Annotated in this window: 23 protein-coding genes; 6 read left to right on the forward strand and 17 right to left on the reverse strand. The window is 68.9% G+C overall.

The window, feature by feature from the left end:
* Nucleotides 1-36: 36 nt before the first annotated feature.
* Complete coding sequence (locus AAHM41_RS07595; RefSeq protein ID WP_342235921.1) at nt 37-702, forward strand: O-methyltransferase; 666 nt, start codon at nt 37-39, stop codon at nt 700-702.
* Nucleotides 703-809: 107 nt separating this feature from the next.
* Nucleotides 810-2,309 (forward strand): FAD-dependent monooxygenase, encoded by a 1,500-nt coding sequence (locus AAHM41_RS07600; RefSeq protein WP_342235922.1) that lies wholly within the window; start codon nt 810-812, stop codon nt 2,307-2,309.
* 13 nt (nt 2,310-2,322) lie between these two features.
* Here the strand turns inward: AAHM41_RS07600 and AAHM41_RS07605 are convergent, their stop codons facing one another.
* The 7 genes from AAHM41_RS07605 to AAHM41_RS07635 all read right to left on the reverse strand — a co-directional run bounded on the left by AAHM41_RS07605 (nt 2,323) and on the right by AAHM41_RS07635 (nt 11,046).
* Complete coding sequence (locus tag AAHM41_RS07605) at nt 2,323-3,378, reverse strand: Ldh family oxidoreductase (RefSeq protein ID WP_342235923.1); 1,056 nt, start codon at nt 3,376-3,378, stop codon at nt 2,323-2,325.
* Between the two features lie 56 nt (nt 3,379-3,434).
* Nucleotides 3,435-5,093, reverse strand: a complete 1,659-nt coding sequence (locus AAHM41_RS07610; protein ID WP_342235924.1) for a serine hydrolase domain-containing protein — start codon at nt 5,091-5,093, stop codon at nt 3,435-3,437.
* 14 nt (nt 5,094-5,107) lie between these two features.
* Entirely contained in the window at nt 5,108-5,980 is an 873-nt protein-coding gene (locus AAHM41_RS07615) for an ABC transporter permease (protein WP_342235925.1), read from the reverse strand.
* Nucleotides 5,977-6,990, reverse strand: a complete 1,014-nt coding sequence (locus AAHM41_RS07620; protein ID WP_342235926.1) for an ABC transporter permease — start codon at nt 6,988-6,990, stop codon at nt 5,977-5,979. The genes AAHM41_RS07615 and AAHM41_RS07620 overlap by 4 nt, the downstream gene beginning before the upstream one ends.
* 124 nt (nt 6,991-7,114) lie before the next feature.
* Nucleotides 7,115-9,043: an ABC transporter substrate-binding protein gene (locus AAHM41_RS07625; protein ID WP_342235927.1), complete on the reverse strand. Its 1,929-nt coding sequence runs from the start codon at nt 9,041-9,043 to the stop codon at nt 7,115-7,117.
* 168 nt (nt 9,044-9,211) lie between these two features.
* Complete coding sequence (locus tag AAHM41_RS07630; protein ID WP_342235928.1) at nt 9,212-10,132, reverse strand: ABC transporter ATP-binding protein; 921 nt, start codon at nt 10,130-10,132, stop codon at nt 9,212-9,214.
* Nucleotides 10,129-11,046 carry an ABC transporter ATP-binding protein gene (locus AAHM41_RS07635; protein ID WP_342235929.1) on the reverse strand — a complete coding sequence of 306 codons (918 nt, stop codon included), beginning with the start codon at nt 11,044-11,046 and terminating at the stop codon, nt 10,129-10,131. Before AAHM41_RS07635 ends, AAHM41_RS07630 begins: the two co-directional genes overlap by 4 nt.
* Nucleotides 11,047-11,151: 105 nt before the next feature.
* Here AAHM41_RS07635 and AAHM41_RS07640 point away from each other — a divergent pair, with 105 nt between their 5' ends.
* Nucleotides 11,152-11,979: a M55 family metallopeptidase gene (locus AAHM41_RS07640; protein WP_342235930.1), complete on the forward strand. Its 828-nt coding sequence runs from the start codon at nt 11,152-11,154 to the stop codon at nt 11,977-11,979.
* Nucleotides 11,980-12,022: 43 nt separating this feature from the next.
* Here AAHM41_RS07640 and AAHM41_RS07645 read toward each other — a convergent pair whose 3' ends face one another.
* Nucleotides 12,023-12,631 carry a helix-turn-helix domain-containing protein gene (locus AAHM41_RS07645; RefSeq protein ID WP_342235931.1) on the reverse strand — a complete coding sequence of 203 codons (609 nt, stop codon included), beginning with the start codon at nt 12,629-12,631 and terminating at the stop codon, nt 12,023-12,025.
* Nucleotides 12,632-12,771: 140 nt separating this feature from the next.
* Between AAHM41_RS07645 and AAHM41_RS07650 the strand changes: the two genes are divergently transcribed.
* From AAHM41_RS07650 to AAHM41_RS07660, 3 genes are read left to right on the forward strand one after another with little or no spacing between them, the layout of a single operon-like run.
* Nucleotides 12,772-13,929, forward strand: coding sequence for an NAD(P)/FAD-dependent oxidoreductase (locus AAHM41_RS07650; protein ID WP_342235932.1), 1,158 nt, complete (start codon nt 12,772-12,774; stop codon nt 13,927-13,929).
* A complete protein-coding gene (locus AAHM41_RS07655) occupies nt 13,926-15,389 on the forward strand; it encodes a M81 family metallopeptidase (RefSeq protein WP_342235933.1) in 1,464 nt (487 codons plus the stop codon). The genes AAHM41_RS07650 and AAHM41_RS07655 overlap by 4 nt, the downstream gene beginning before the upstream one ends.
* A gap of 22 nt (nt 15,390-15,411) precedes the next feature.
* Complete coding sequence (locus tag AAHM41_RS07660; protein ID WP_342235934.1) at nt 15,412-17,031, forward strand: serine hydrolase domain-containing protein; 1,620 nt, start codon at nt 15,412-15,414, stop codon at nt 17,029-17,031.
* A gap of 13 nt (nt 17,032-17,044) precedes the next feature.
* On the opposite strand, the gene AAHM41_RS07665 is transcribed toward AAHM41_RS07660, so the two are convergent.
* Genes AAHM41_RS07665 through AAHM41_RS07705 form a run of 9 tightly spaced genes read right to left on the reverse strand, consistent with a single transcriptional unit; the run spans nt 17,045 to nt 26,165 of the window.
* Entirely contained in the window at nt 17,045-17,962 is a 918-nt protein-coding gene (locus AAHM41_RS07665; RefSeq protein WP_342235935.1) for an SMP-30/gluconolactonase/LRE family protein, read from the reverse strand.
* Nucleotides 17,956-19,107, reverse strand: coding sequence for a mandelate racemase/muconate lactonizing enzyme family protein (locus AAHM41_RS07670; protein ID WP_342235936.1), 1,152 nt, complete (start codon nt 19,105-19,107; stop codon nt 17,956-17,958). The genes AAHM41_RS07665 and AAHM41_RS07670 overlap by 7 nt, the downstream gene beginning before the upstream one ends.
* Nucleotides 19,108-19,112: 5 nt before the next feature.
* Nucleotides 19,113-20,321: a D-mannonate dehydratase ManD gene (gene manD / locus AAHM41_RS07675; protein WP_342235937.1), complete on the reverse strand. Its 1,209-nt coding sequence runs from the start codon at nt 20,319-20,321 to the stop codon at nt 19,113-19,115.
* Between the two features lie 9 nt (nt 20,322-20,330).
* A complete protein-coding gene (locus tag AAHM41_RS07680; protein WP_342235938.1) occupies nt 20,331-21,176 on the reverse strand; it encodes an NAD-dependent epimerase/dehydratase family protein in 846 nt (281 codons plus the stop codon).
* Between the two features lie 14 nt (nt 21,177-21,190).
* A complete protein-coding gene (locus AAHM41_RS07685) occupies nt 21,191-22,153 on the reverse strand; it encodes a mannonate dehydratase (RefSeq protein WP_342235939.1) in 963 nt (320 codons plus the stop codon).
* Nucleotides 22,154-22,205: 52 nt separating this feature from the next.
* Nucleotides 22,206-23,210 (reverse strand): ABC transporter ATP-binding protein, encoded by a 1,005-nt coding sequence (locus AAHM41_RS07690; protein ID WP_342235940.1) that lies wholly within the window; start codon nt 23,208-23,210, stop codon nt 22,206-22,208.
* Between the two features lies 1 nt (nt 23,211).
* Nucleotides 23,212-24,198, reverse strand: a complete 987-nt coding sequence (locus AAHM41_RS07695) for an ABC transporter ATP-binding protein (RefSeq protein WP_342235941.1) — start codon at nt 24,196-24,198, stop codon at nt 23,212-23,214.
* A gap of 47 nt (nt 24,199-24,245) precedes the next feature.
* On the reverse strand, nt 24,246-25,154 hold the full coding sequence (locus AAHM41_RS07700) for an ABC transporter permease (protein WP_342235942.1): 909 nt from the start codon (nt 25,152-25,154) through the stop codon (nt 24,246-24,248).
* A 12-nt stretch (nt 25,155-25,166) separates the two neighbouring features.
* Nucleotides 25,167-26,165, reverse strand: a complete 999-nt coding sequence (locus AAHM41_RS07705; RefSeq protein WP_342235943.1) for an ABC transporter permease — start codon at nt 26,163-26,165, stop codon at nt 25,167-25,169.
* Nucleotides 26,166-26,382: the final 217 nt, after the last annotated feature.

Here is a 26,382-nt window from a genome sequence, read left to right on the forward strand (position 1 = left end):
CGCAAGAACGCGCCCCTCTTTCGACCGGAGCCCTGCATGACCACCTTGACCACCACCCCGCTCGCCCCCTTGCTGGACCGCCTGTTCGCGGCGGCGGAGGAAACCTCGCCGGCGGCGAGCCCCGATTTGGCCGACCTCTCCGCCGAGGAGCATGCGCGGCTGATGCGGAGCAAGACCGAGTATCTCGACTTCTACGGCCGCCTGAAGGATTTCCCGCTCGCCGTGTCGCGCGAGGCCGGTGCCCTGCTCTACATGCTGGCGCGCGGCTGCGGCGCGCGGACGATCGTCGAGTTCGGGACCTCCTTCGGCATCTCGACCCTGCATCTCGCCGCGGCCCTGCGCGACAATGGCGGCGGCCGCTTGATCACCAGCGAGTTCGAGCCGTCCAAGGTGGCGCGGGCGCGAGAGCACCTGACGGCCGGCGGCGTCATCGATCTGGTCGAGATCCGGGTGGGCGACGCCCTGCAGACGCTGAGCGTCGACCTCCCCGACACGATCGACCTGCTGCTGCTCGACGGCGCCAAGGCGCTCTATCCCGAGATCCTGAGCCTGGTGGAGGGCCGCCTGCGGCCGGGCGCCTTCATCGTCGCCGACAACGCCGATTACAGCCCCGACTACCTGGCCCGGGTGCGCTCGCCCGCCGGCGGCTACCTGTCGACGCCGTTCGGCGAGGATGTCGAGCTGTCGATGCGGATCGGCTGAGACGCCGGCGAGAACGGGGCTTGCCTGCCCGGTCGCGACCCTGTGGAATCCTCCCGCCATCGTCGCGGCGGCCGGCGCCGCGCCGATTGGCCGAGCGGGAGGGGAGCATGGCGAATCCTGTCAGGGTGCTGATCGTCGGCGCCGGGCCGGTCGGGCTGACGCTGGCCGCCGAGCTGACCCGCTACGGCGTGCCCGTGCGCATCGTCGACAAGGCGGCCGCGCGGACCGACAAGTCGAAGGCGCTGGTGCTGTGGAGCCGCTCGCTGGAGCTGCTCGAGCGCGCCGGCGGCGTCGAGCGCTTCCTCGCAGCCGGCATCAAGGCGCATGGCGTCCGGATCTCGAACGGGCGTCAGCTCATCGGCGAGGTCGGCTTCGACCAGATCGAAAGCCCCTACCCCTTCGCGCTGATGATCCCCCAGAACGAGACCGAGCGGCTGCTGGAAACCCGGCTGGAGGAGTTGGGATGCCGGGTCGAGCGTCAGGTCGAGCTGCTGCGCTTCAATGTCCTCACGGCCGGCGGCATCACGGCGACCCTGCGCGACGCCGCCGGCCGTGAGGAGATCGTAGAGGCCGACTGGCTGGTCGGCTGCGACGGCGCGCATTCGGCCGTTCGCCATGGGCTGGGCTTCGACTTCGCCGGCTCGACCCAGCCGAGCGACTGGGTGCTGGCCGATATGCGGCTCGACGGCCTCGGCGTGCCGGACCGGCTCGACATCTTCTGGCACCGGGACGGCATCCTGGCGTTCTTCCCGATCGTCGGGGACCGGTATCGCGTGGTCGCCGATCTCGGCCCCGCGGACGGCAAGGAACAGCGTCCCGGCCCGACTCTGGCGGAGGTACAGGCGCTGGTCGACCAGCGCGGCCCCGGCGGCGTACGGCTGCGCGATCCGATCTGGCTGTCCTCGTTCCGGATCAACGAGCGCAAGGTCAGGGACTACTCCGCCGGCCGCGTCTTCCTCGCCGGCGACGCCGCGCACATCCACAGCCCGGCGGGCGGCCAGGGCATGAACACCGGCATGCAGGACGCGTTCAACCTGGCCTGGAAGCTGGCCCTGGTGGCGAAGGGCACGGCCCGCGCGTCGCTGCTCGACAGCTATTCGGTCGAGCGCAGCGCCGTCGGCGACCGCGTGCTGCGCACCGCCGGGCGGATGACCGATGTCGCGATCCTGCGCAACCCGGTGGCCCAGGCGGTGCGCAATGCCGCGGCCCGGATCGTGCTCGGCCTGTCGCAGGTGCAGCGCCGGATGTCGGACACGCTGACCGAGCTCGAGATCGCCTATCCCGACAGCCCCCTGTCGGTCGCGGCGGCCCATGCGCCGCGCGGCGGTACGTTACCGGCGGCCGGCGAGCGCTGGCTGCCGGTGGCGGGCGATCCGATCGGGTCCGGCGCGGCACCGCGCTTCGCCGTGGCAGGAGCAGATGATGCCGCCGCGCGTCTCGCGGCGATCTTCCCCGACCTCGTCGACACGCGGGCGCGGCCGGCGCCGTCGGAGGACGGGCTGTGGCTGATCCGCCCCGACGGCTATGTCGGGCTGGTCGCCGGACCGGACTGGCAAGCCCCGGCGGAACGCTATCTGGCGGCGATCGCCACGGAGATCGGGCCGTGAAGCCCTCCTGGGGCTAGGCCGACACGATCGCCTCGATTTCGGCCTCCGGAAGGCCGACGGAGGCTGCAGCGGCGCGGGTGTCGCCCCAGGTCGCGTCGTCGATCGGGATGCCTTCGGCGGCGCGGCGCCGGCGGGTCGCGGCCTCGACCTCGCCCGGCAGCAGCACCGGTGCCGCCGGATCGGCCGGCGGCGATCCCTTCACCCAATCGCAGAAGCGCAGGATCTCCGCCGTGTAAGCGGCGCGGTCGGGCAGCCGGCCGACGTCGATGGCGATGCTGGTCATGGTGTTCTCCAGCACCGTGACGCCCGGGGCGGTGCAGCCGCCGCCCGACAGCGCGCCGGACAGGATGTCGGTCAGGATGTTGAGGCCGGCGCCGCGGTGGCCGCCGAAGGGCAGGATCGCGCCGCCGGCGTAGAAATCGGCCGGGTCGGTAGTCGGCTGCCCGGCCTTGTCGACGATGATGCCGGGCCCGACCGTCTCGCCCTTGTTCTTCGCCACCAGCAACTTGCCCTCGGCGGTCATGGCGGTGGTGATGTCGAGCAGGATCGGATCGCGCCCCTCGACAGGCACGCAGATCGCCATCGGGCTCGGCGACAGCCGCCGGTCGCTGCCGCCGAACGGCGTCACCATCAGCCCGAGGCCGGTGGTGTTCAGGAAATGCAGCGAGACCAGGCCGTGCCCGGCCAGCCGTTCGGCCCAATCGCCCAGCCGGCCGAGATGGCCGGACCGGCGGATGGTGACCAGCGCGATGCCATGCGCCTTGGCGCGTTCGGCCAGCAGATCGGTGGCCTGCTCGCCGATGGTCTGGCCGAAGCCGAACTGCCCGTCGACCACCACCAGGCTGCCGCCGTCGAAGACCAGGTCGGCGCTGCGGCCGGGGAAGACCGTGCCGGCGCGGAGGAAGTCGATGTAGCGTTTGGTGCGCACCACGCCGTGCGAGTCATGGCCGCACAGGTTGCTGTCGACGAGGTGGCGGGCGATCCGCCCCGCCTCCTCCGCCCCGCAGCCGCCGGCGGCGAAGATCCGCTGCACGACCCCGGTCAAGGGCCCGACCTCGATCAGCCTCATGATGTCCTCCCCGCGCTGTTGCCTTGCTTTTGCCGGGCATTATAGCGCAGCGGCAGTCATCTGGCCGTTCGGTCTGCGTGCCGCGCCAGGAACATCGGCCCGACGCGGATGCCGGTGCGGCCCTCATCGTCCCGGGCCGCCAGCTCCAGCGCCTCGCCCTCGTACAGGATCCCGTGCATGCGCCAGCTGCCGTCCGGCAGCTGCTCGCAGTCATGGGTGCAGAAATACTCGATCAGGCATTTCAGGCGGCCGTCGGCGTAGAACAGATGCGTCGGGTTGAAGTCCGGGCCGTAGACACCGAGATGCGGCACCAGCTCGGCCGGCGCATCGGAATGCACGGTGTCGCGCCGGGCCCAGTGCTTGCCCTTCCAGCCCAGCACGCCTTCGGCGCTGAAGGTCAGGTCGAGATGCGGATAATCCGCCTCTTCCCCATAGATCCGGCCATCGATGGTGAAGGCGTCGCCGCCGCGCCATTTCAGCTCCAGCGGCACGCCCTCGCCCATCAGGTACAGCCGGCCGTCCTTCTCCCGCATCTCAACGCTCTCGCTGCCGTCCGCGGCCTGGTAGAGGCCTGGCATCGCCGTCAGATGGGCCGCGGTCAGCGGCGGATGCTTCGCCGGCGGGGCCGGGGACCGACCCATCTTGCGCGACGCCAGGGCCAGCCGCAGCGCCCGCCGCGACAGCCGGGTGCCGATCTGGTTGGTGAAGTCCAGGGTGCTGAAGATCAGCACCGCCAGACCCGCCTGGGGCAACGCCACAAACTGGGTGGCATAGCCATAGACCGCGCCGCCATGGCCGACCCAGGTCCAGCCGTCGATATCGCCGACGCCGAAGCCCAGGCCGTAGCCCTTGCTGCTGCTGTGGCCGGCCGCCGCCCGGCCCACCACCGTCCACATCTGCTTCAGGCTGGCGGGCGACAGGATGGACTGCCCGTCCGGGGCGAAGCCGCCGCGCAGCATGCAGCAAGCGAACTTCGCCATGTCCGGCGCGGTCGAGGCGATGGCGCCGGCCGGCGACCCGCCGAGGTCGAAGACCGGCGCCGGGAAGTCGCGGTCGACATCCCACATCCAGGCCGGGGCCAGCCGGTCCCGCACCTCGGGCGTCAGCACCGCGCTGCTCTCGGCCATGCCCAGCGGCTGGAAGATGTGGCGGTCGACATACTCGGCATACCCCATGCCGCTGACCCGCTCCAGCACCGCGCCCACCACGGCGATGGCGGCGTTGGAGTAGTGCACGATCCCGGCGCTGGGATCCTCCTTCAGCACCGAGGTCTTCAGCCCCTCGACCGTCATCGCCAGCCCCGGCCGCCGGTCGTCCAGGTAGTGGCCGTCCTTCGGCTCGCGCACCAGGCCGGAGGTGTGGCTCATCAGCTTGCGCAGCGACACCTGGGCGCCATACGGGCCGCTCTCGCGCCCGGCGAACGGGTTCACCGGGCGGAAGTCCGGGATATAGGCGGACACGTCGGCGTCGATGTCCACGAGCCCCTTCTCGGCCAGCTGCATGATGCCGATCGCGGTGAACATCTTGGTCAGGGAGCCGATGCGGAACGGCGAATGCCCGTCCAGCCGGTGGCTGAGATCCGGCCGCACCACATGGCCGGTGGCCAGCAGGCCGTCGCGGTCGACCACGGCGTAGGAGATCGACGGGATCGCCTTGTCCCCGACCTCATGCGCGATGAATTCCTCCAGGCCGGCGGCCAGGGCACGGGCGTCCATTCGGGTGTCTCCTCTCAGGTCCGGAGGCGGGGGTCGAGGATGTCGCGCAGCGCGTCGCCCAGCAGGCTCCAGGACAGCACGAACAGGAAGATCGCGGCGCCGGGGAAGGCCAGCGTGTACCAGTAGCGGAACGGGCTGTCGCCGCGGCCGACGATCCAGTTGCGGGAATAGCTGATCAGCTGGCCCCAATCGGCGTAGCCCGGCTCGCCCCCGACGCCGAGGAAGCTGAGGGCGGAGGCGGTCAGCACCATCGACCCCGTCATCATCGTGGCCAGCACCAGCACCGGGAAGAAGGCGTTCGGCAGGATGTGCCGCAGCAGCAGCCGGGCGTCGCGCGTGCCGTAGGACCGCGCGGCCTTGACGTAGTCCAGCTCCTTCACCCGCAGGATCTCGCTGCGGATGACGCGGGCATAGTTCATCCAGCCAAAGGCGGTCAGCGCGATCGTCATCGGCCCGATGCCCTTGCCCAGGAGCGTGGTCAGCACCATCGCCGCGATCAGGAACGGCACGGCCAGGAAGACGTCGACGATGCGCATCAGCACCTCGTCCACCATGCCGCCGTAGAAGGCCGACACCGCCCCCACCACGACGCCGATCAGGGTCGAGATCAGGACCACGCCGAGGCCGATCTTGAAGGCGGTGCGGGTGCCCCAGACCAGGCCGTAATAGATGTCGAACTGACCCTCGGTGGTACCCAGCAGGGCCCGGGCCGAGGGCGGCTGCGGCGTGGCGCGGAAGCCGCTGCGCGGGATCTCGTAGGGCGAGGTCTGGTACGGCTCCGGCGGCGCGATTACCGGGGCCAGCGCGGCGACTGCGACGAAGCCCGCCAGGACCAGGATGCCCAGCAGCGACAGCGGGTTGCGCAGCAGATACCCGACGATCCTCATGCCAGCCTCACCCGCGGGTCGAACAGGGGGTACAGCAGGTCCACCACCAGGTTGAGGACCACCAGCACCAGCGAGAAATAGAGGGCGAAGCCCAGCACGGCCGGGAAATCCAGGTTCGAGGCCGCATTCGCCGCGAACTGGCCGATGCCGTGATAGTCGAAGATGGTCTCGGTGATGACGACGCCGCCCAGCATCGCCGCCACCTCCATCCCCGCCAGCGTCACCACCGGCAGCAGGGCGTTGCGCCGGGCATGCCGGTTCTGCACCACCCGCTCGCTCATGCCCTTGGCCCGGGCGGTGCGGACATAGTCCTGGCGCAGCGCCTCCAGCATCGAGGTGCGCATGATCCGGGTCATCGACGCCAGGTTGACATAGGTCAGCGTCACCACCGGCAGCACCAGGTGGCGCAGGGAATCCAGGAAGATCGCGAGATTGCCGTTCAGCAGCGCGTCGACCGTGTTCAGCCCGGTCCAGCGCCGGAAGCCGTCGCCTCCGATCTCGACCAGCGCCCATTGGCTCAGCCGCCCCGGCGGGAACCAGCCGAACGAGCCGTAGAACACCATCAGCACCAGCAGGCCGAAGACGAAGGTCGGAAACGACCAGCCGAGCACGGTGAACAGGCGGATGCCGTGGTCGACCGGCCGGTTCAGATGCACGCCGGCCCGGCTGCCCAGCCAGATCGCGCCCAGGATGCCGGGCACGAAGGCGAAGACCACCAGCTCCAGCGTCGCCGGGAACAGCGAGACCAGAGCCTCGGCCACCGGCATCCGCGCCGTCTCCGACCAGCCGAGATTGCCCTGCAGGATGTTGCCGATCCAACGGCCGTACTGCAGGTAGAACGGGTCGTTCAGCCCATATTTCTCGATCAGCGCCGCGACCTGGGCGGCGCCGCCCTTCAGCGCGTCCGGGCTTCCGACATAGGTGATCACGCGCTGGGTTGGCGTCAGCATCATCTGCATCGCGAAGATCATCAGCGTCAGCGCGAAGAAGACGACGGGAACGAAGGACATGCGTCGGATCGCATAGGCCAGCATGGGCAGTCCCGGGCAGTGGCAAATCGATGGGGTTTCAAGCCGATACGGGACAGCAGGGGCGCGGCCGGCCTTGCCGGCGCCCCTGCCCCGGTGGCCGGGCCTATTTCTCCTTCTTCGAGATGGGATAGAAGTCCCAGGCGCCGTATTCGATCATGTTGTGGACATAGCCGTCGACCCAGTCGCGCGTGACGATGGAGCCGTATTCCTCCCACAGGAACTGGGTGGTGGCGTATTCGTGGCTCATGTCCTGCAGCTTGGCGTAGATCTTCTCCCGCTCCGCCGGGTCGACCGTGGTCCAGGCCTGTTTCAGGAGGGGATCGAACTTGTCACGCATCAACTGGCGATAGCCCTCGCCGACCATGCCCCCGACCAGACCGGTGCTGGACAGGTAGTAGGTCGCGGCCCCCAGCGGCCCGCCCGGATCGGAGTAGTCGGGCCCCCAGCCCATGATCGCCATCGATGCGCTGGGCTCGGCGCCGCCATAGACCTTGTCGGCGAAGGTGGCGGCCTGCAGCTGCTGGATCTTCAGCCTGAACTTCGGATTGATCCGGGCCAGGTTCTGCTGCAGGACCGACAGCGCCGAATGATACGCGGTGTTGCCTTCGCTCATATAGGCTGTCAACTCGAAGCCGTTCTCCCAGACCTGGCCGCCCCAGGCCTTCTTGAAGTGCTCCGCCGCCTTCTCGGGGTCGAAGGAATAGACCGGGCTGTCCGGCCGGTAGCCCATGATGCCGCGCACGGTAGGCCCGCGCAGCTGGACGGTCTTGCCCAGCAGCACGTCGTCGAGCAGCAGCTGGTAGTCCTGGGCGTAATTGAAGCCCTTGCGCACGTCGATGTCGCTGAAGAAGTCGGGCGGGATGCCCTTGCCGTCCAGCTTGCCGCTGCCGATCGCCGGGTTGTCCACCGCGGTGACCGGCCAGATGTAGAAGATCGAGCGGCCGAACACCTGGGGCAGGCCCTGGGTGACCTTGATGCCGGGCTTCTCTCCCACCTCATCGAGGAACTCCACAGGCGTCGTCACCACGTCGGCGTCGCCGGCCTCGAGCTGCAGCAGGCGGGTGGTCCATTCGGGCACCGACCGCAGCACGACGCGCTCCAACTGGGCCGGGCCCTGCCAGTAGCCGTTGAACCGCTTCATGGTGATCTTCTTCTGCGACCGATCCCAGTCCTCGACCATGAAGGGGCCGCTGCCGTTCTCGACCTCGAACAGCTTGTCCTCGCCCAGCTCGGGCTTGTGGAACGCCTTCCAGGTGCCGGCGGTGCCGTCCCAGTCACCCTGGTCGCGAGTCCATTCCTGATCGAGGATCGAGGTGGCGAAGGGCAGCGCCATGATGCCCAGCGTGGCCGGGAACGGCGCGTCCAGCACGATCGTTACCCGGTCGCCGTCGACCTTGATCTTGTCGGACAGCGCGTCATGCACCTTGGCGAGGCCGGCGGCATCGACCTCGGCGAAGGTCTTCACCCCGGCCAGGTCCATGGCCCAGGCCTCGATGTTCGGGTACTTGCCGGCGGTGATCATCTCGGTCACCGCATTGGCCATCCAGCTGTCGCCCTGCAGGATGGCGCGCATCAGCGAATACTTGACATCCTGGGCCGTCAGCTCGCCGTAACCGGGGATGATCGCCGCCTTCTCCTGGTCGGTCAGCTCGTCATACAGCTTCCAGGCGATGGCGCCATCCGCGCCCTTGACCCCGACCTTGTGGGTATAGACCCCCTTGCGGATCGGGAAGGTGTAGCTGATCGACCCGTTCTCGCCCGGCTTGATCAGCCCGTTCTCCAGTGACGGCACCTCGGTCGACAGGGCCGGCACGAACTCCGAGATCTCGCTGCCCTTGTAGTTCAAGAGCCGCATATGGGTGTTGATCGAGACGTAGGTGTTGGGGGTGTCGGCCATATAGGCCGGGTCCAGCGTGCGGATGTCGCTGGTCCAGAGATAGACCAGGGTGCCGGGGTTCTTCAGCTCGGCCTGCGCCGCGCCGGACAGGGCCAGCAAGGCGATGCCAAGGCTGGGGCCGATCCAACTCTTCATCGAGAAGCCTCCTGTTGACGGGCGCTTCGCCCTTATGGGTCGCCTGGAACGGCGATCTGCCGGCAGTGTGTCCTAGGTCCGACGATAAGGCCATACCGAATACGCCCAATTTTCCCCGATCCGGAAAACCTTTAGCGTATCGGAATACAACCCCAGGTCATGACCCGCTCAGGCCTCCGCGCGCACGAAATGCCGGTCGGACACCCGCTGCATCGGCAGGAACACCGGCTCGAAATCGGGCGGCCGCACCGCGCTCGGGATCTCGTCCGCCAGCAGCAGGCGGTTCTCCGGCCGCTCCCGCGGATTGGCGACGGGGACGGAGGACAGCAGCTTGCGGGTGTAGCTGTGCCGCGGGTTGCCGAAGACCTCGCGCCGGCTGCCGATCTCGACGATCTGGCCGAGATACATCACCGCCACGCGATGGGCCATCCGCTCCACCACCGCCATGTCGTGCGAGATGAACAGGACGGAGATCCCGGTCTCCGCCTGCAGGTCCATCAGCAGGTTGATGACCTGGGCCTGGATGGTGACGTCCAGCGACGCCACCGCCTCGTCGGCGATCACCAGCTTCGGCCGGGTGCTCAGCGCCCGGGCGATGCAGATGCGCTGGCGCTGGCCGCCGGAGAAGGCGTGCGGATGGCGCCGCGCATGCTCGGGCGTCAGCCCTACCCGCTGCAGCAGCTCGGCGACGCGCGCCCCGACCTCGGCCCGCGACAGGCCGCCATGGACCAGCATCGGGTCGGCGATCGCCTGCCCTACGGTCATGCGCGGGTTCAGCGAGCTGAACGGGTCCTGGAACACCATCTGCACCCGGCGGCGCAGGGCCTGGATCTCGCGCGCCGGCTGGCCCAGCGTCTCGCGGCCCTCGAACCGGATCGAGCCGGAGACCGGCCGGTCCAGCTGCAGGATGCTGCGGCCGATGGTGGATTTGCCGCAGCCGCTTTCGCCGACGAGGGCCAGCGTCTCGCCCGGAAAGATCTCGAACGACACGTTCTCGACCGCATGGACCCGGCCGGTGACCTTGCCGAAGACGCCGGAGCGCAGGTCGAAGCGGGTGGTCAGCTTCTCGACCGCCAGCAGCGGGGTCATGCCGGCACCGCCTCGACGCTCACGGCGTCACGCGCTTCGGCCAGGGCGTCGCCCGTCTCGACCAGCGGGAACCGCTCGGGCTCGTCCTTGTCGGCCATGCTGCCCAGGCGCGGCACCGCGGCCAGCAGCGCGCGGGTATAGGCGTGCAGCGGCGACTCGAACACCTCGTAGACCGTCCCGGTCTCCACGATCTCTCCCTTCAGCATGACGCAGATGCGGTCCGCCATCTCGGCCACCACGCCCATGTCATGGGTGATGAACAGCACCGACATGCCGATCTCGCCCTGCAGCGCCCGCACCAGGTCCAGGATCTGGGCCTGGATGGTGACGTCCAGCGCCGTAGTCGGCTCGTCCAGGATCATCAGCGACGGGCGGCAGCACAGCGCCATGGCGATCATCACCCGCTGGCGCATGCCGCCGGACAGCTGGTGCGGATACTGGTCCAGCCGCTTCTCCGCCTCCGGCACCCGCACCAGCTTCAGGGCGTTGAGCGCGATCGCGCGCGCCTCCGCCGCGCTCTTCTTCTGATGCCGCATGATCGCCTCGGCGATCTGGAAACCGATGCTGAAGACCGGGTTCAGGCTGGCCATCGGGTCCTGGAACACCATCGAGATGTCGGATCCCCGCACATCCCTCATCCGCTTCTGCGGCAGCCGGACCAGATCGGCCACCTCTCCCCCGCGGAGGCGCATGCGGACCGACCCGCCGACCAGCCGGGCGCCGTCATACTCGGCCAGGCGCATGATGGTCATCGCGGTGACCGACTTGCCGCTGCCCGATTCCCCGACCAGCGCCAGCGTCTCACCTCGGCCGATATGGAACGAGACGCCCTTCACCGCGCACAGGGTCTCGCCCCCGCCCAGCGAGAACGACACCTGGAGATTCTCGACCTCGAGCACGCGATCGTCCTGCATGGCGGCTCCGACGCTGGGGCAAGAAGAAATTTCCTATACGCTAAAAAATACCGTATGCAACAGTGGTCCCTGCCACAAGCACCAATGACAAGCCGGGAGGACGGAATGCGTCTCTACATCTCCGCCGACATCGAGGGCATCGTCGGGGTGGTCAGCCGCGACCACACGAGTCCCGAGGGCTTCGAATACGAGCGGGCACGCGACTGGATGACTGACACGGTGGTCGCCGCCTGCGAGGCGGCGCAGGAGGCCGGGGCGACCGGGATCGTGGTCAGCGATTCGCACGGCAACGGCGAGAGCATCAAGATCGAGAAGCTGCCGGAGAGCGTGCAGCTGGTGCGCAGCTGGCCGCGGCCGCTGTGCATGATGCAGGGCATCGAGGTCGGCGAGTTCGCCGGCGCCCTGCTGATCGGCTACCACTCCGGCGCCAGCAACCCGGCCGGCGTGCTGGCGCACACGCTGAGCGGCAGCGCCTTCCAGGAGGTGCGCGTCAACGGCCAGGTGTTGAACGAGGCCGGGCTGAACGCCGCCATCGCCGGCCATTACGGCGTGCCGGTGATCTACGCCTCGGGCGACGATGTGGCGACCGCCGAGATCCGCGACATCCTCGGCGACATCGAGACGACGACGGTGAAATGGGCGCACAGCACGCGCTCCGCCCGCACCCTGACGCCGGCGGCGGCCCATAAGGCGGTGCGCGCCGGCGTAAAGCGCGCCATTGCCCGGATCGGCGAGGCCAAGCCGTTCCGGCTGAAGCCGCCCTTCGCCCTGGAGGTGCGGTTCCGCCACCGCCTGCCGGTCGAGCACCTGGCCTATCTGCGCTTCGTCACCCAGGTCGACACCTACACCATCCGCTACGAGGCGGAGGATGCAGTCGACATGTCGAAGTTCCTGATGTTCCTGTTCGGCTACAGCGTCACCGCGACGATGTAGCCCCGGCTGACCGTGCCCGGCCCCGCGGCCGGGCGCGGCCCGGTCAGATCGTGAACAGCGAGCGCAGCGTTCCCTCCAGGTCGGGATCGGGGCTGGAGCAGACGGCCAGCACCGTGGCGTCGCCCTCGCCCACCGAGATGTAGGCATGGCCCATGGTGCTGTCGATATAGATGCTGCCGCCCTTCTCCAGCCGCACCGGCGCGTAGTGGTCCGTGTGCACCTCAATCGCCCCTTCGACGACGTAGATGAACTCCTCCCCCGAATGACGCACCAGCGGGCCGAACTCCTCGATGGTGCGGGTCTTCACCCGGCCGATCTCCGGCACCATCCGCTTCCGCTGCAGCTCGGTGCAGAGATACAGGTAGTCGTAGTTCTGGGTGACCTGCAGCAGCCCCTCCCCGGGCTGGCTGATCGACCGCCGGGCCAGGGCCGCCCCCGATCCCGCCGGCGGCGCCAGCAGCTCGGCCAGGTTGATGCCCAGCCCCTCGCTGATCTGCAGCAGCTTGTCGTAGGTCAGCGACATCTGGTCGTTCTCGACCTTCGACAGGGTCGAGACCGCGACCCCGGTCCGCCGGTTGACGTCCTGCAGCGTCCAGCCGTGCCGGCGCCGCAGCGCCTTCAGGCATTCCCCGAGCTTGGGCTGATTGGACATGCGCGGACCCGGACGATGGTTGGTCGATCACCCTATGTCGAGTTCGGGTCTTATCGCAAGAACCATGAATTTTCCTATACGATAAATTATTTGACACAAACACTATCATCCCGCAATCTTGACCAAAGGGAGGCTGCCGGATGGATGTTGTCGACGTCGCCGTGATCGGGGGAGGCATCGCCGGCGCGTCGCTGGCCCGCGCTGTTGCGGACGGCCGCCGGGTGCTGCTGCTCGAGCGCGAGAGCCAGGCCGGGTATCATTCCAGCGGCCGGTCCGCCGCCCTGTTCTCCGAGACCTACGGCAACGCCGTGGTGCGCGCCCTGTCGACCGCCAGCCGCGACTTCCTGCAGGCCCCGCCCGAGGATTTCGCAGGCTTCGTCCTGACCCGACCGCGCGGCGCCATGCATGTCGGCCGGCCGGGCCAGGAGGCGGCGATCCGCAGCCGGGCGGAGGCTCTGGCGGCCCTGGTCCCGAGCGTGCGCGAGATCGGCGCCGACGATGCCGTGGCCCGGTTCCCGGTGCTGCACCGCGTCGGCGGCGCGGTGTTCGAGCCGGAGGCGCTGGACCTCGACACCAATGGGATGCTGCAGGGGTCGCTGCGCGGCCTGCGCCGGCGCGGCGGCGAGGTGCGCACCGGGGCCGAGGTCACGGCCCTGGCGCCGCTGCCCGGCGGCGGCTGGCGGATCGAGACGACGGCCGGCGCGGTCGAGGCCGGCATCGTGGTCAACGCCGCCGGGGCCTGGGCCGATTCGATCGCGGCGCTGGCCGGGGTCGCCCCGGTCGGGCTAGTGCCGAAGCGGCGCACCGCCTTCCTGTTCGACGCGCCGGGCCATGCGGTCGACGGCTGGCCGATGGTGGTCGACCTGGACGAGACCTTCTACATCAAGCCGGATGCCGGCAGGCTGCTGGGCTCCCCCGCCGACGAGACGCCGAGCCCGCCCTGCGACGCGCAGCCGGAGGAGATCGACGTCGCCGTCGCGGTCGACCGGATCGAGAGCGCGACCACGCTGACGATCCGGCGCCTGACCCATCGCTGGGCCGGGCTGCGCAGCTTCGTCGCCGACAAGACGCCGGTACTGGGCGTCGACCCCGAGGCGCCGGGCCTCTTCTGGTGCGCCGGCCAGGGAGGCTATGGTTTCCAGACCGCGCCGGCGATGGCCCGGCTGGGGGCGGCGCTGCTGCGCGGCGACGCGGTGCCCGAGGATCTCGCCCGGCTGGGCGTCACCGCCGCCGCCCTGTCCCCCGGCCGTTTCCGGGCCGGTGTCGTCGGCCCCATCGCAACGGAGGCGCATCCGTGAAGATCTTCATCGCCGCCCTGGTCACCGAGACCAACACCTACTCGCCGCTGCCGACCGGCGCCGCCAGCTTCTACGCACCGGAGACCTACCGGCGGCGCGACGCCAGCCTGGACGACACCGTGGCCGAGACGATCTGCCAGAAGACCTGGCGCAGGCTGGCCGAACGCGACGGGCACGAGCTGGTCGAGAGCGTCACCGCCATCGCCCAGCCGGCCGGGCGCACCATCCGGACGCTCTACGAGAGCCTGCGCGACGACATCCTGGACGACCTGCGTCGGGCCGGGCCGGTCGATGTCGTGCTGCTGCTGATGCATGGCGCCATGGTGGCCGACGGCTATGACGACTGCGAGGGCGACACGGCCGAGCGGGTGCGCGCCATCGTCGGCCCCGACGTGCCGGTCGGCATGGAGCTGGACCTGCACTGCCACCTGACCGACCGGATGATCGAGGCCTGCACCGCGATCATCGGGTTCAAGGAATACCCGCACACCGACATGGAGCCGCGGGCGGTCGAGCTGTACGAGCTGTGCCTGCGCGCCCGCCGCGGCGAGATCCGGCCGGTGATGGCGCTGCATGACTGCCGCATGATCGGCATGTGGCGCACCCCGGCCGAGCCGATGCGCGGCTTCGTCGACCGCATGCAGGCGCTGGAGGGCCGCGACGGCATCCTGTCGGTCACCTTCGGCCACGGCTTTCCCTGGGGCGATGTCGAGGATGTCGGCGCCCGGATGCTGGTGGTGGCCGACGGCGACCGCGACAGGGCCCGCCGCGTGGCCGAGGATCTGGGCCGGGAGATCTGGGACCTGCGCCATGCCACAGCGACCCCGCACGACACCGTGGACAAGGCGCTGGACCACGCCCTGGCGGCGCCGCGCGGCCCGGTGGTGCTGGCCGACGTGGCCGACAATGCCGGCGGCGGCGCGCCCGGCGACAGCACCTTCATCCTGAGCCGGATCATCGACCGCGGCATCGGCAACGTGCTCAGCGGCTGCTATTGGGACCCGCAGGCGGTGGCGCTGTGCGAGGAGGCCGGCGAGGGCGCCGTCTTCGACCTGCGCATCGGCGGCAAATGCGGCCCGGCCTCGGGCGACCCGGTCGATCTGCGGGTCACGGTCAAGCGCGTGCTGCCGGTGCTGGTCCAGACCGGGTTGAGCGAAGACCGGTCGCCGCTGGGCCGCGGCGTCTGGGTGCAGGCGGCCAACGAGGTCGACCTGGTGCTGGTGACGCTGCGCAGCCAGACCTTCGCGCCCGACGCCTACACTGCCTTCGGCATCGACCCTTCCCGCAAGGCGATCATCGTGGTGAAGTCGACCCAGCATTTCCATGCCGGCTTCGCCCCGATCGCGGCCGAGATCCGCTACGTCACCACGCCGGGCGCGATCCCGCCCAGCTTCGGCGACATCCCCTACACCAAGCGCCGCCTGCCGTTCTGGCCGCGCATGGAGAACCCCTTCGCCTGATACCGCCTCCCGGGAGGACGCCATGAGCCACGACAGCCCCCTGCCCCCGGACCTCAGCGCCCGGATCGACGCGCTGTTCGCGCGCTGGGCCCGGCCGGATTCGCCCGGCGCCGCGGTCCGCGTCACCCGGCACGGGCGCGAGATCCATCGAGGCTGCTACGGCATGGCCGACCTGGCCCATGCCGTGCCGATCGACGAGCGCACGGTGATCCGCATCGGGTCGCAGACCAAGCAGTTCACCGTGCTGCTGGCGCTGATGCTGGAGGCCGAGGGCAGGCTGTCGATGGAGGACGATGTCCGCCGCCACCTGCCCTGGCTGCCGGAGTATCCGCAGACGGTGACGCTGCACCACCTAGCCGCCAATGTCGGAGGCTTGCGGGATTTCCTGGAGATCATGATCCTGGGCGGGTTGCCGGTCTCGGCACCGTCCACCCGCGCCGGGGCGCGCCGGATCATCGGCCGGCATGGCGGCGTGAACTTCCGGCCCGGCACCGACCTGATCTACTGCAACACCGGCTTCTTCCTGCTGTCGGAGATCGTCGAGCAGGTCTCGGGACAGAGCTTCAACCAGCTGCTGGAGGAGCGCATCACCGGGCCGCTGGGCATGCGCGACACCCGGCTGATGCCCCGGGATTCTGAGATCCTGCCGCGGCTGGCGGACCATCACACCCGCGGGTCGGACGGCGGCTGGCACAAGGCGCAATGGGGCGTGGTGCTGGGCGGCGAAGGCGGCATGGTCTCGACGCTCGAGGACATGACGCTGTGGCTGGCCAATCTCGACGCGCCGAAGGTCGGCACGCCGGAGATGATCGCCCGGATGTCGACGCCCGGCGCGGTGATCGACGGCATCCCCTCACCCTACGGCCTGGGCCTCGTCACCTGCCGCTACCGCGGCCTGGCCAGCATCGGCCATGGCGGCGGCGTCGCCGGCGGCCGCTCGGAATCGGTGCGCTTCCCGGAGGCCGGGATCGGCATCGTCATCCTCGGCAACACCGACGACATGGGCCCGTTCTCCCTGGCCCGGCGGATCCTCGACCTGGTGCTGGGCCATGAACCCGGCCCGTCGCGCTCGGCCGGCGCGACCGAGCGGCTGGCCCGCGCCGCCGGGCTGTACCGGGCCGAAGACGGCGACGACGTGTTCGGCATCGCCGTGAAGGACGGCGAACCGATCTTCGTCAGCAACATGGGCGGCGGCCTGCCGATCGGGCAAGTCGGCGACGACAGCTTCATGCCCGAGCGGGGCATCGTGGCGCTGGAGTTCACGCCGCGCGGCGACGGCAGCATCGACACGCGCTGGTTCGGTCGGGCGCAGCGCTTCCACCGTCTGTCCGACACCGCCCTGCCGACCGCGCCAGGCCTGGCCGGGCGCTATGCCGACGCCGCCACCGGCTTCACGGCGGAGATCGGCGAGGACAGCGGCGAGACGGTGCTACGCCTGCGCACGCCCTACGGCACGTGGGAGACGGCGCTGGAGGCCCGCGCCCCGGACCTGCATCTGGCGCTGCCGCGGCGGGTCCTCGCCGACGCTCCGCCCCCAGCGATCGAGGCCGGCGGCTGGCTGTTCACGGTCCGCCGCGTTCCCGACGGCATCATGCTGAACGACGATCGCACCAAGCGGCTGCTGCTGACCCGCACACATTGATGCCCCGTACGGCTCAGGGCACGGCGCCGACGGCGTTCACCGGGCAGAGATAGACCGAGCTGGTCGCCGTGATCATCAGGAGGTCGCGGCCGGCGCCACCGAAGGTCAGGTTGGCGGCACGCTCCGGCAGGTTCACCCGGCCGATCAGCGTGCCGTCGGGAAGGTAGCATCGGACGCCCTCATCGGCCGCCATCCACAGCCGGCCTTCGGTGTCGACGCGCAGGCCGTCGAAATGGCCATGGGCCTCGGCCAGAACCTCGCCGCCCGACAGCGTCCCGCCGGACCCAACGCGGAAGCGGCGCAGATGGTTGGGACCATCCGGCCGTTCGGTGCTGCCGGTGTCGACGAGGTAGAGCAGGCTTTCGTCCGGCGAGAAGGCGAGGCCGTTCGGCATCACGAAATCATCTGTCATCTGCCGGACCGCGCCGGTTGCCGGATCGAACCGGTAGACATGGCAGCCTTCGACGTCCGGCCCCTCGCCGCGGTCCTTCGCCCGGCCGTAGCTGGGGTCGGTGAACCAGATCGTACCGTCCGACGCCACCACGACGTCGTTCGGAGAGTTGAAGCGGCGGCCGTCGATCCGGTCGACCAGCGGCGTGACCGTGCCGTCCGGCTCCATCCGCGCGATCCGGTGCGGCGTCTGCTCGCAGGTGACCAACCGCCCCTCGCGGTCGACCGTGTTGCCGTTCGGGCTGTTCGCCGGCTGGCGGAAGATGGAGACCCTTCCCGTCGCCTGCTCCCAGGCCAGCATCCGGTCGCCCGGGATGTCCGACCAGACCAGCAGGCCGCGCGCGGCGAGCCAGGCCGGCCCTTCGGTCCAGCGGCTGCCGGTCCAGATCCGTTCGACCCGGGCGTCCGGCACGGTGCAGGCGGCGAAGCGCGGATCGACGATGTCGAAGGCGGGCTCGTCGAGCGGGCCGAGGTCTACCAATTCGTCACCGATCCGTCGTTGCGCTTCAGATGCGGCGCCTCCCAGAACTTGAAGCTCTGCTGCTTGACCAGCTCCTCATTCACCTCGACGCCGAGGCCGGGCGCGTCCGTCACCGGATAATGGGCGTTCTCGATCCGCGGCTGGACCGGGAACAGCTCGGCATTGTCGAAGCCGAGCTGCTCGGCCGCCGAGGTCCGGGTTTCCAGCCAGGAGAAGTTCGGCACCGCGGCAGCGAAATGCACCGTCGCCGCCGTGCAGATCGGCCCGAGCGGATTGTGCGGCATCATGTCGACATAGTGCGCCTCGCTCCAGCCGGCGACCTTCATCGCCTCGGTCAGCCCGCCGACATTGCAGACATCGAGCCGGTTGAACTGGTGGATGTTGCGCTCGATGTAGGGCAGGAACTGCCATTTCGAGGCGAATTCCTCGCCGATCGCGAAGGGCACGGCGACCATCCGCCGCAGCGCCTCATAGGCCTCCGGCGTCTCGTCGCGGATCGGCTCCTCGAGGAAGTCGAGCGTGCCGGAGGGCATCTTCTGGCAGAAGCTCGCCGCCTCCGCCACCGACAGGCGGTGATGCAAGTCGATGCCGAGCACGACGTCGTCGCCGAGCGCCTCGCGGGCCCGGACGCACCATCTGGCCGTCGTCGCGATATGCTCGCGCGGTTCATAGATCTCGCCGCCCCGGTGACCGGAGGGCGACAGGCGCATCGCGGTCCAGCCGGCCGCGATCAGCTCCTTCGCCTGCTCGATCATCTCCTCGCCCGGCGGGGCGGAGGTGGTGGCGAAGGTCGGGATCCGGTCGCGCTGCTTGCCGCCGAGCAGCTGGTAGACCGGCACGCCGAGCGCCTTGCCGAGGATGTCGTAGAGCGCGATGTCGATCGCCGAGATCGCCGCCTGCAGCACGCGGCCGCCCTCGAAATACTGGCTGCGATACATCTCCTGCCACAGCGCGCCGATCCGGAACGGATCGCGGCCGATCAGGAATTCGCGGTAATGCTCGATGGCGCCGACCACCGCCTTCTCGCGGCCGGAGAGGCCGCTTTCGCCCCATCCGAACAGGCCTTCATCGGTCTCGACCTTGACGATGAGCTGGTTGCGCGTGCCGACCCAGACCGGGTAGGCACGGATGGCTGAGATCTTCATGTCGGTCACCAATGCCAGAGGGTGCCGTCCTCCAGCCGGTTCACCGGCAGGTAGGAGCGCTGATAGGGATGCTTCGCCGCGAGTGCCTCGTCGATGTCGACGCCGTGGCCCGGCGCCTCGCCCGGGTGGAGATAGCCGCCCTCCTGCCGCCAGGAATGCGGGAAGACCTCGTGCATCAGCGGGGTGTAGCCGGAGAATTCCTGGATGCCGAAATTCGGCACCCAGAGATCGATATGGGCATTGGTGCCCATCGCCACCGGCGAGACATCCATCGGCCCGTGGCAGGCGGTGCGGATGTGATAGACCGAGGCGAAATCGAAGATGCGCCGGAGCCCGGTCACGCCGCCGGCATGGACCGAGGTCGCGCGGATGTAGTCGATCAGCTGCTCCTCCATCAGCAGCCGCGCGTCCCAGATCGTGTTGAATACCTCGCCCAGCGCGATCGGCGTCGTCGTGTGCTGGCGGATCAGGCGATAGCCCTCCTGCAGTTCGGCCGGCACCGGGTCTTCCAGCCAGAACAGCCGGAACGGCTCCAGATCCTTGCCCAGCCGCGCCGCCTCGATCGGCGTCAGGCGATGATGCGTGTCGTGCAGCAGGTGCAGGTCGTCGCCATAGACGTCCCGCAGCCGCGCGAAGAGCTTGGGGATATGGCCCATGTATTTCGCGGTCGACCACACCTCCTCATGCGGCAAGGCCTCAGCCAGGCCCGCGCCCTGCTTCGACCCCATGCCGGTGCCGTAGACCGCGGGCAGGCCGGGGATGCCGACCTGGCAGCGGATCGCGATGTAGCCCTCGTCGCGCTTCCGGCCGACGGCATCCACGGCCTCCTCGATGCTCATGCCCTGGGCATGGGTGTAGACCATCGCCTTCTGCCGCGAGGCGCCGCCGAGCAGCTGGTACAGTGGCATGTTGGCCGTCTTGGCCTTGATGTCCCACAGCGCCATGTCGACGGCCGAGATCGCCGCCATGGTGATCGGCCCACGCCGCCAATAGGCGCCGCGGTAGAGATACTGCCAGATGTCCTCGATCTGCGCCGGGTCGCGGCCGATCAGCAGCGGCGCGACATGGTCCTGCAGATAGCTGACGACCGCGAGCTCGCGCCCGTTCACCGTGCCGTCGCCGATGCCGTACAGGCCCTCGTCGGTGACGATCTTGATGGTGACGAAGTTCCGCCCCGGCGAGCAGACGATGACCTTGACGTCCTTGATCTTCATGAAAGCACCTCAGTCGGGGTCATGGCGCCAGCCGAGCATCCGTTCGGCCTTGGCGGATGAGAAGAAGCTGCGGTTGCCGCTGAGGTCGCCGCGGATCGGCACGTCCGGGAAGAAGCGGGCGGCGAGATCCAGGCTCGGGATATCCATCACCGTGTCCGGCGCGGTGATGTAGAAGACCTCGTGGCCTTTGAACGGCGCATCGAGCGCCAAGAGGCAGGCCCGCGCCGCCGCCTCATAGAGCGTGTAGGCCCAGAGATGCTTCGACGCCTCCTTGGTGGCGAAGCCGTAGACGGCCCCGGCCTGGGCGCGCTCGTCCACCACCAGGTGGAAGCGCATGCTGGCGATCCTGAGGTCGCTGTAGCGGCGGGCGAAGGTGTCGGCCTGCTGCTCGCAGATCCATTTCGACAGCGAGTACGGCTCCTCGGTGTAGTTCGGATGCACCTCGTCGAGCGGGAGATAGTCGAAATGCGCCTCGCGGCTGAAGGACAGGCCGATCGCATTGACGCTCGACGCCTGCACGATCCGGGTGATGCCGACCTCGACCGCAGCGCGCAGGGCGTTGTAGCTGCCGGTGACGTTGTTGTTGTGGACGATGTGATCGGGGTGGTGGCCCGGCGAGGGAATGGCCGCCATGTGGATCAGGGCGTCGCAGCCGCGGAAGGCCTCGACCAGAGCGTCATAGTCGCCAATATCGGCCTGGACGAAGCGGATGTTCCCCTGCGCCTCCGCCGGCGCGGCGCGGTCGATGCTGACGATGCGGTGGCCGCGGCGCAGCGCCGCCGCGGCGATGGCGCGGCCGATCCGGCCGCTGCCGCCGGTCAGCGCGATGGTCTTGACGGTCTCTACGCTGTCCATCGTCCCCTCCCCGCTCACGCGCCGTAGACCGACTGATGCAGGCCGCGGATGTAGCCGATGGCGTAGAGCCGTCCGAAGGCGGAGTAGCCGGCATGCTCGTTGCTGTCGCCCTCGACAGTCGGGACGTGGTCGGGGCGCAGCACGCCGTCGAAGCCGATGTCGCGATAGGCGCGCATGCAGGCCAGCATGTCGGTCTTGCCGGCGTCGTGCCAGGTCTCCCGGAACGCCTCGGGCGTGCCCTGCACATCCCGGAAATGGACGAAGGAGATGACCTTGCCGAAAGACCGGATGGCGCCGGGCAGGTCGTCGGTCATCAGGGTGAAGTTGCCCTGGCACAGCGTGATCGTGTTCATCGGGCTCGGCACCGTCTCGACCAGGCGCCGGTAGTTGTCGATGCTGCGCATGATCCGGCCGACGCCGCGGATCGGCGACAGCGGCGGATCGTCCGGGTGCATCGAGATCTTCACCTTCGCCGCCTCGGCGACCGGCAGCACCTTCTTCAGGAAATAGTCGAGATTGGTCCAGAGCTCGTCCTCGCCGATCGGCGGGTTGCTGGTCAGGTCCTCAGGCACGTCGGCGATGTTGAAGCTCGTGACCACCGAGCCGCCGCGTGAGGGCGTGGCGAGATTGGTGCGCACCCAGTTGAAGTCGGTCATCCACTCGTAGCACCAGACCGGGATGCCGAGCCGGCCCATATTCTGCAGCAGCGTGCAGACCGTCGCGATCTCCTCGTCGCGCCCCGGCAGGCCGCGCTTCGCCTTGTTCAGCGGCGGGCGGGACTCGATCACCTTCAGGGTGAAGCCGGCGGCCTCGTAACGCTGCTTCAAACGCTGGAGCGGCCCGTAGTCCCACGGCGCCTCGCCCTGCAGCAGGTCGTCGGGCGGCAGGCCGCCGACGGCGAGGTCCACCCCAGCCTGCTTGGCCAGCTTCCAGACGGGCGTCGGCGTGGGGCTGATGAATTCGGCGATTTCGAGCATGGTCGTGAGGATCCCGGAGAGGCTGGGCAGTGAAGGGTGATGGTCGGCGAAGTCAGGCGGGCAGCAGCTCCGAAAGGCGCTCCTGCGCGACCTCCGGCTGCCGATCGTGGAGGAAGCATGAGGCAGTCTGGCGATCGCCGATCCGGAACAGCGGCGGCTCCGCCCCGCAAGCCTCCATCGCCCCCGGGCAGCGGGGCCGGAAGCGGCATCCGTCGGTGCCGACACCGGCCTCGCGCGCCTTGATCGGCTGGGCACCCCAGCGCCGGTCGAGATTGGGCCAGGGGATCGAATCCACGAGCAGCTGCGTGTAGGGGTGCTGCGGGTCCTTGATCACCTGGTCGACATCCCCCGCCTCCATCACCGCACCGCGATACAGCACGATGATCGACTTGGCGATATGGTAGGCGGTCGTCAGGTCGTGGGTGACGTAGATGATCGACACGCCGTGGTCGCGCTGCAGGTTGCGGAGCGTCTCGAGGATCGTGGCGCGGAGCGACGCGTCGACCATCGACACCGGCTCGTCGGCGATCAGCAGCCGCGGCTTCAGCAGCAGGGCGCGGGCGACGTTGATGCGCTGGCGCTGGCCGCCCGACAGCTGGTGCGGGAAACGGCCGAGGATGTCCTCGGGACGCAGCCCGACGGCGGTCAGTGCCTCCTCCATCTTGCTGCGGGCATCCGCCTTCGACGCCGCGAGGCGGAACTTCCGGATCGGCACGGTCAGCAGATGGTCGACCGTGTAGAACGGGTTGAAGACGGCGAAGGGGTCCTGGAACACGGCCTGGACCTCGCGGCGATAGGCCATCTTCTCCTTGCCGCGGAGGGTCGAGACGTCCTTGCCGCGATAGATGATCCGGCCCGTCGAGGGCGCGATGAAGCCGAGCAGCAGCATGGCCAGCGTGGTCTTGCCGCTGCCGCTCTCGCCGGCCACGGTCAGGATGGTCGGCTCGTCCTCCTTGAGCGTCAGCGAGATGTCGCGCAGCGCGACCGTCGTCTGTGCGTTGACCAGCCCGCGGGTATAGGTCTTCGAGACGTGCTCGAGCCGCAGCAGATCGGCCATGTCAGGCGTCCCCGTCATAGAGGTGGCAGGTCACGCCGCGACCGCCGGCCAGGATGCGCTGCTCGGGCCGTACCGTGCTGCAGACGGCCATGGCCCTGCCGCAGCGGGGATGGAAGGCGCAGCCGCCCGGCAGCCGCAGCAGCGACGGCGCCAGGCCGGGGATGCCCCGGAAGACGCCCTTGTTCTCCAGGCTCGGCAGGCTCTCGATCAGCGCCTGGGAATAGGGATGCTTCGGGTCCGTGAACATCTCGCGGACCGTGCTGACCTCGACCAGCCGTCCGGCATACATCACCGCGACCTTGTCGACGAACTGCGCCATCAGGCCCATGTCGTGGCCGATCAGGATGACCGCGGCGTTGATCGCCTTCTGGACATTGTCGATCGTCTCCATCACCTGGCGCTGGGTGACGACGTCGAGCGCGCTGGTCGGCTCGTCGGCGATGATGACATGGGGGTCGAGCAGGATGCCGATGGCGATACAGACGCGCTGCTTCATGCCGCCCGACAGCTCATGGGCATACATGCGGTAGACGCCGGCATCGAGATCGACCGATTGCAGCGCCCGCTTGCAGCGCGCCTCGATGGAAGCGCGGGATTCGCCCGGCAGGTGCGACTTCACCGCGTCGATCATCTGGGCGCCGATCCGCATCACCGGGTTGAGCGAGTTCATCGCGCCCTGCGGGATATAGGCGATCCGCGACAGCCTCGCCTGGCGCATCCCTTCCGCGTCCAGCGCCATCAGGTCGGCGCCGCCGATGATCACCGCGCCGCCCTCGATCCGGCCCGGCGGCTTGATCATCCGCATCATGGCCAGCGCCAGCGTGCTCTTGCCCGAGCCGGATTCGCCGACCATGCCGAGCTTCTCGCCGGCCTTTAGCGTGAAGCTGACATCGTCGAGCGCTTTGGCGCGGCCGGAGTCGGTGTAGTAGGTCACTTCGAGGTTGCGGACATCGAGGACCGGCTGGATTGCCGCGGCGGGTCGGTTCATGGTCCCTGCCCTTTCCCGGAGCGGCGCGAGCGTCACATCCATCGCCGTCACTCCGACCTGCGCACGCGGGGATTGGCCAGCTCGTCGAGCCCCATATTGATCAGGGCGAGCGAGCCGAGGATCAGGATCATCGCCACCGAGGGGATGATCGGCCACCACCACCAGCCGTTGAAGAAGGCGCCCTGCGACTGCGCCGCCCAGATGATGTTGCCGAGCAGCGGCTCACGCAGCGGCCCGAGCCCGAGCACGGCGAGATAGAAGGCGGCGAACACGGCCGAGAACACCTGGGCGACGAAGGCCGCGGCGATGAAGGGCAAGAGGCAGGGCAGGATCTCCTTGAAGATGATGCCGAGATCGCTGACGCCCGACAGCTTGGCCACGGCGACGAACTGCCGTTCCTTCATCGTCAGCACCTGGGCGCGGATGACGAGGGTCGGCCCCATCCAGGCCAGCAGCACCACGATCAGCGCCATGGTGACGATGGTGACGTCGCGCTTGTCGAGCGAGCCGGCGATCACGACCTGGATCAGCAGCACCGGGATCGGCGTCAGGATCTGGCAGACCGTGCGGATGATCGCATCGATCCAGCGGCCGAAATAGGCGGCGATGAAGCCGAGCACGACGCCGATCAGCGTGCCGAGCCCGCCGGCGACGAAGCCGATGAAGGCCGTCTGCCACATGCCCACGACCATGGCGGAGAACAGGTCGCGGCCGAAGAAATCCGTGCCGAAGGGGTATTTCAGGCCCGGCGGTTTCTTCACCGCCACCGACAGCGGATAGGCGTCCTTGGGATTGATCGTCAGCAGGCCGATGACGGTGAAGGCGGTCAAGCCGAGCAGGATCAGGACGCCGAGGGCCAGCCCCTTGTTGCGGCGCAGATAGCGCAGCACCAGGACCAGGCTGCCCGGGCGTCCGAGCCTGGTTTCGGCGGGCGGCGAGAGCGCGGCGATCGACATGTCTCTCGCTCCTCACGAATGCCGGACGCGGGGATCGAGCAGCGGGTAGAGGAACTCCACCACCGTCATCAGCACCGCCACGGCGATGGTGATGAACAGCACGATGCCGTAGATGGTCGGGAAGTCGTTGGCGCGGATGGCGAGGTTGAGCATGCTGCCGATGCCCGGCAGGCCGAACAGCCCCTCGACGATGATGGCCGAGGTGACGACGGTGCCGAGCGCCAGGGCCAGCCCGGTCACCTGCGGCAGCATCGCGTTGCGGAGATAGTAGTCGCGGAAGATCCGGCCGCCGGTCAGGCCCTTGTGCTCGGCGAAGTTCACATAGTCCTCGCCCTGGATGGTGACGCCCATGCCGCGCATCGACAGCACCCAGCCGCCGACCGAGCCGAAGATCAGGGCCAGCGCCGGCAGCACCTGGTGCCGCAGCAGGTCGAGAATGAAGTCGAGCGAGAAGGTCGGCACCACCCCGACCGAATAGGCGCCGCCGAGCGGCAGCCATTTCAGCCGGAAACCGATGAAGAACAGCAGCAGGATGCCCATGATCACGGGCGGCACGCCGGTCAGCAGGATGAAGGGCGTGGCGAAGGCCCTGAGCCAATGCGGCGCCCGCGGCCAGGCGGCGACGGCGCCGAGCAGGTTGCCGAGGATGAAGCTGAGGATCGTCGTGACCAGCAGCAGGCCGATGGTCCAGGGCAGCGACTGCGCCAGCAGGTCGGCGACGGTCGACGGGTAGCGGTACAGCGAATAGCCGAAATCCATCCGCAGGATGTTGCCGAGATAGGTCCAGTACTGGTGGTACAGCGGCTGGTCGAGCCCGAACTGCTGCTGCATCGAGGCGATGATCTTCTCCAGATCCTGGGGCGAGAAGCCGCCGGTGCGGGCCAGCTCGCCGAACCGCTCGCGCAGCGCATTGCGGCTCGACAGGCGCGGGATGAAGAAGACGATCGTCGAGGCGGCCCAGACCACCAGGACGAGGAAGAGAAGACGTTTGATGACGAGCTTGAGGGTCACTGGGACGATCCTGCTGTCTTGGAGCGGGATGGGTTCGGATCCGATCGGCCGACCAAAAGAAGAACGCGTCCCCCCTCCCCTCGCGGGAGGGGGTTAGGGGGAGGGGGTTTTCGCGGTTGATGCCGGCCTGAATTCTGGCGGTCCGGCTCTGTCTCCAGGACCTGTTCTCTGCGCATTCGCGCGCGGACGCGCGCAGACCCCTCCCCCTGCCCCCCCC

The sequence above is a fragment of the Inquilinus sp. OTU3971 genome (assembly GCF_038440215.1).

Bases quoted from the DNA above. Each gene is read 5' to 3' on its own strand.
- AAHM41_RS07670 (WP_342235936.1), bottom strand. From the start codon at position 19,107: ATGAAGATCTCAGCCATCCGTGCCTACCCGGTCTGGGTCGGCACGCGC.
- AAHM41_RS07610 (WP_342235924.1), bottom strand. From the start codon at position 5,093: ATGGACGCCCGTGCCCTGGCCGCCGGCCTGGAGGAATTCATCGCGCAT.
- AAHM41_RS07620 (WP_342235926.1), bottom strand. From the start codon at position 6,990: ATGTCCTTCGTTCCCGTCGTCTTCTTCGCGCTGACGCTGATGATCTTC.
- AAHM41_RS07650 (WP_342235932.1), top strand. From the start codon at position 12,772: ATGGATGTTGTCGACGTCGCCGTGATCGGGGGAGGCATCGCCGGCGCG.
- AAHM41_RS07695 (WP_342235941.1), bottom strand. From the start codon at position 24,198: ATGAACCGACCCGCCGCGGCAATCCAGCCGGTCCTCGATGTCCGCAAC.
- AAHM41_RS07625 (WP_342235927.1), bottom strand. From the start codon at position 9,043: ATGAAGAGTTGGATCGGCCCCAGCCTTGGCATCGCCTTGCTGGCCCTG.
- AAHM41_RS07700 (WP_342235942.1), bottom strand. From the start codon at position 25,154: ATGTCGATCGCCGCGCTCTCGCCGCCCGCCGAAACCAGGCTCGGACGC.
- AAHM41_RS07645 (WP_342235931.1), bottom strand. From the start codon at position 12,631: ATGTCCAATCAGCCCAAGCTCGGGGAATGCCTGAAGGCGCTGCGGCGC.
- AAHM41_RS07605 (WP_342235923.1), bottom strand. From the start codon at position 3,378: ATGAGGCTGATCGAGGTCGGGCCCTTGACCGGGGTCGTGCAGCGGATC.
- AAHM41_RS07595 (WP_342235921.1), top strand. From the start codon at position 37: ATGACCACCTTGACCACCACCCCGCTCGCCCCCTTGCTGGACCGCCTG.
- AAHM41_RS07680 (WP_342235938.1), bottom strand. From the start codon at position 21,176: ATGGACAGCGTAGAGACCGTCAAGACCATCGCGCTGACCGGCGGCAGC.
- AAHM41_RS07635 (WP_342235929.1), bottom strand. From the start codon at position 11,046: ATGCAGGACGATCGCGTGCTCGAGGTCGAGAATCTCCAGGTGTCGTTC.
- AAHM41_RS07600 (WP_342235922.1), top strand. From the start codon at position 810: ATGGCGAATCCTGTCAGGGTGCTGATCGTCGGCGCCGGGCCGGTCGGG.
- AAHM41_RS07615 (WP_342235925.1), bottom strand. From the start codon at position 5,980: ATGAGGATCGTCGGGTATCTGCTGCGCAACCCGCTGTCGCTGCTGGGC.
- manD (WP_342235937.1), bottom strand. From the start codon at position 20,321: ATGAAGATCAAGGACGTCAAGGTCATCGTCTGCTCGCCGGGGCGGAAC.
- AAHM41_RS07640 (WP_342235930.1), top strand. From the start codon at position 11,152: ATGCGTCTCTACATCTCCGCCGACATCGAGGGCATCGTCGGGGTGGTC.
- AAHM41_RS07690 (WP_342235940.1), bottom strand. From the start codon at position 23,210: ATGGCCGATCTGCTGCGGCTCGAGCACGTCTCGAAGACCTATACCCGC.
- AAHM41_RS07685 (WP_342235939.1), bottom strand. From the start codon at position 22,153: ATGCTCGAAATCGCCGAATTCATCAGCCCCACGCCGACGCCCGTCTGG.
- AAHM41_RS07660 (WP_342235934.1), top strand. From the start codon at position 15,412: ATGAGCCACGACAGCCCCCTGCCCCCGGACCTCAGCGCCCGGATCGAC.
- AAHM41_RS07630 (WP_342235928.1), bottom strand. From the start codon at position 10,132: ATGACCCCGCTGCTGGCGGTCGAGAAGCTGACCACCCGCTTCGACCTG.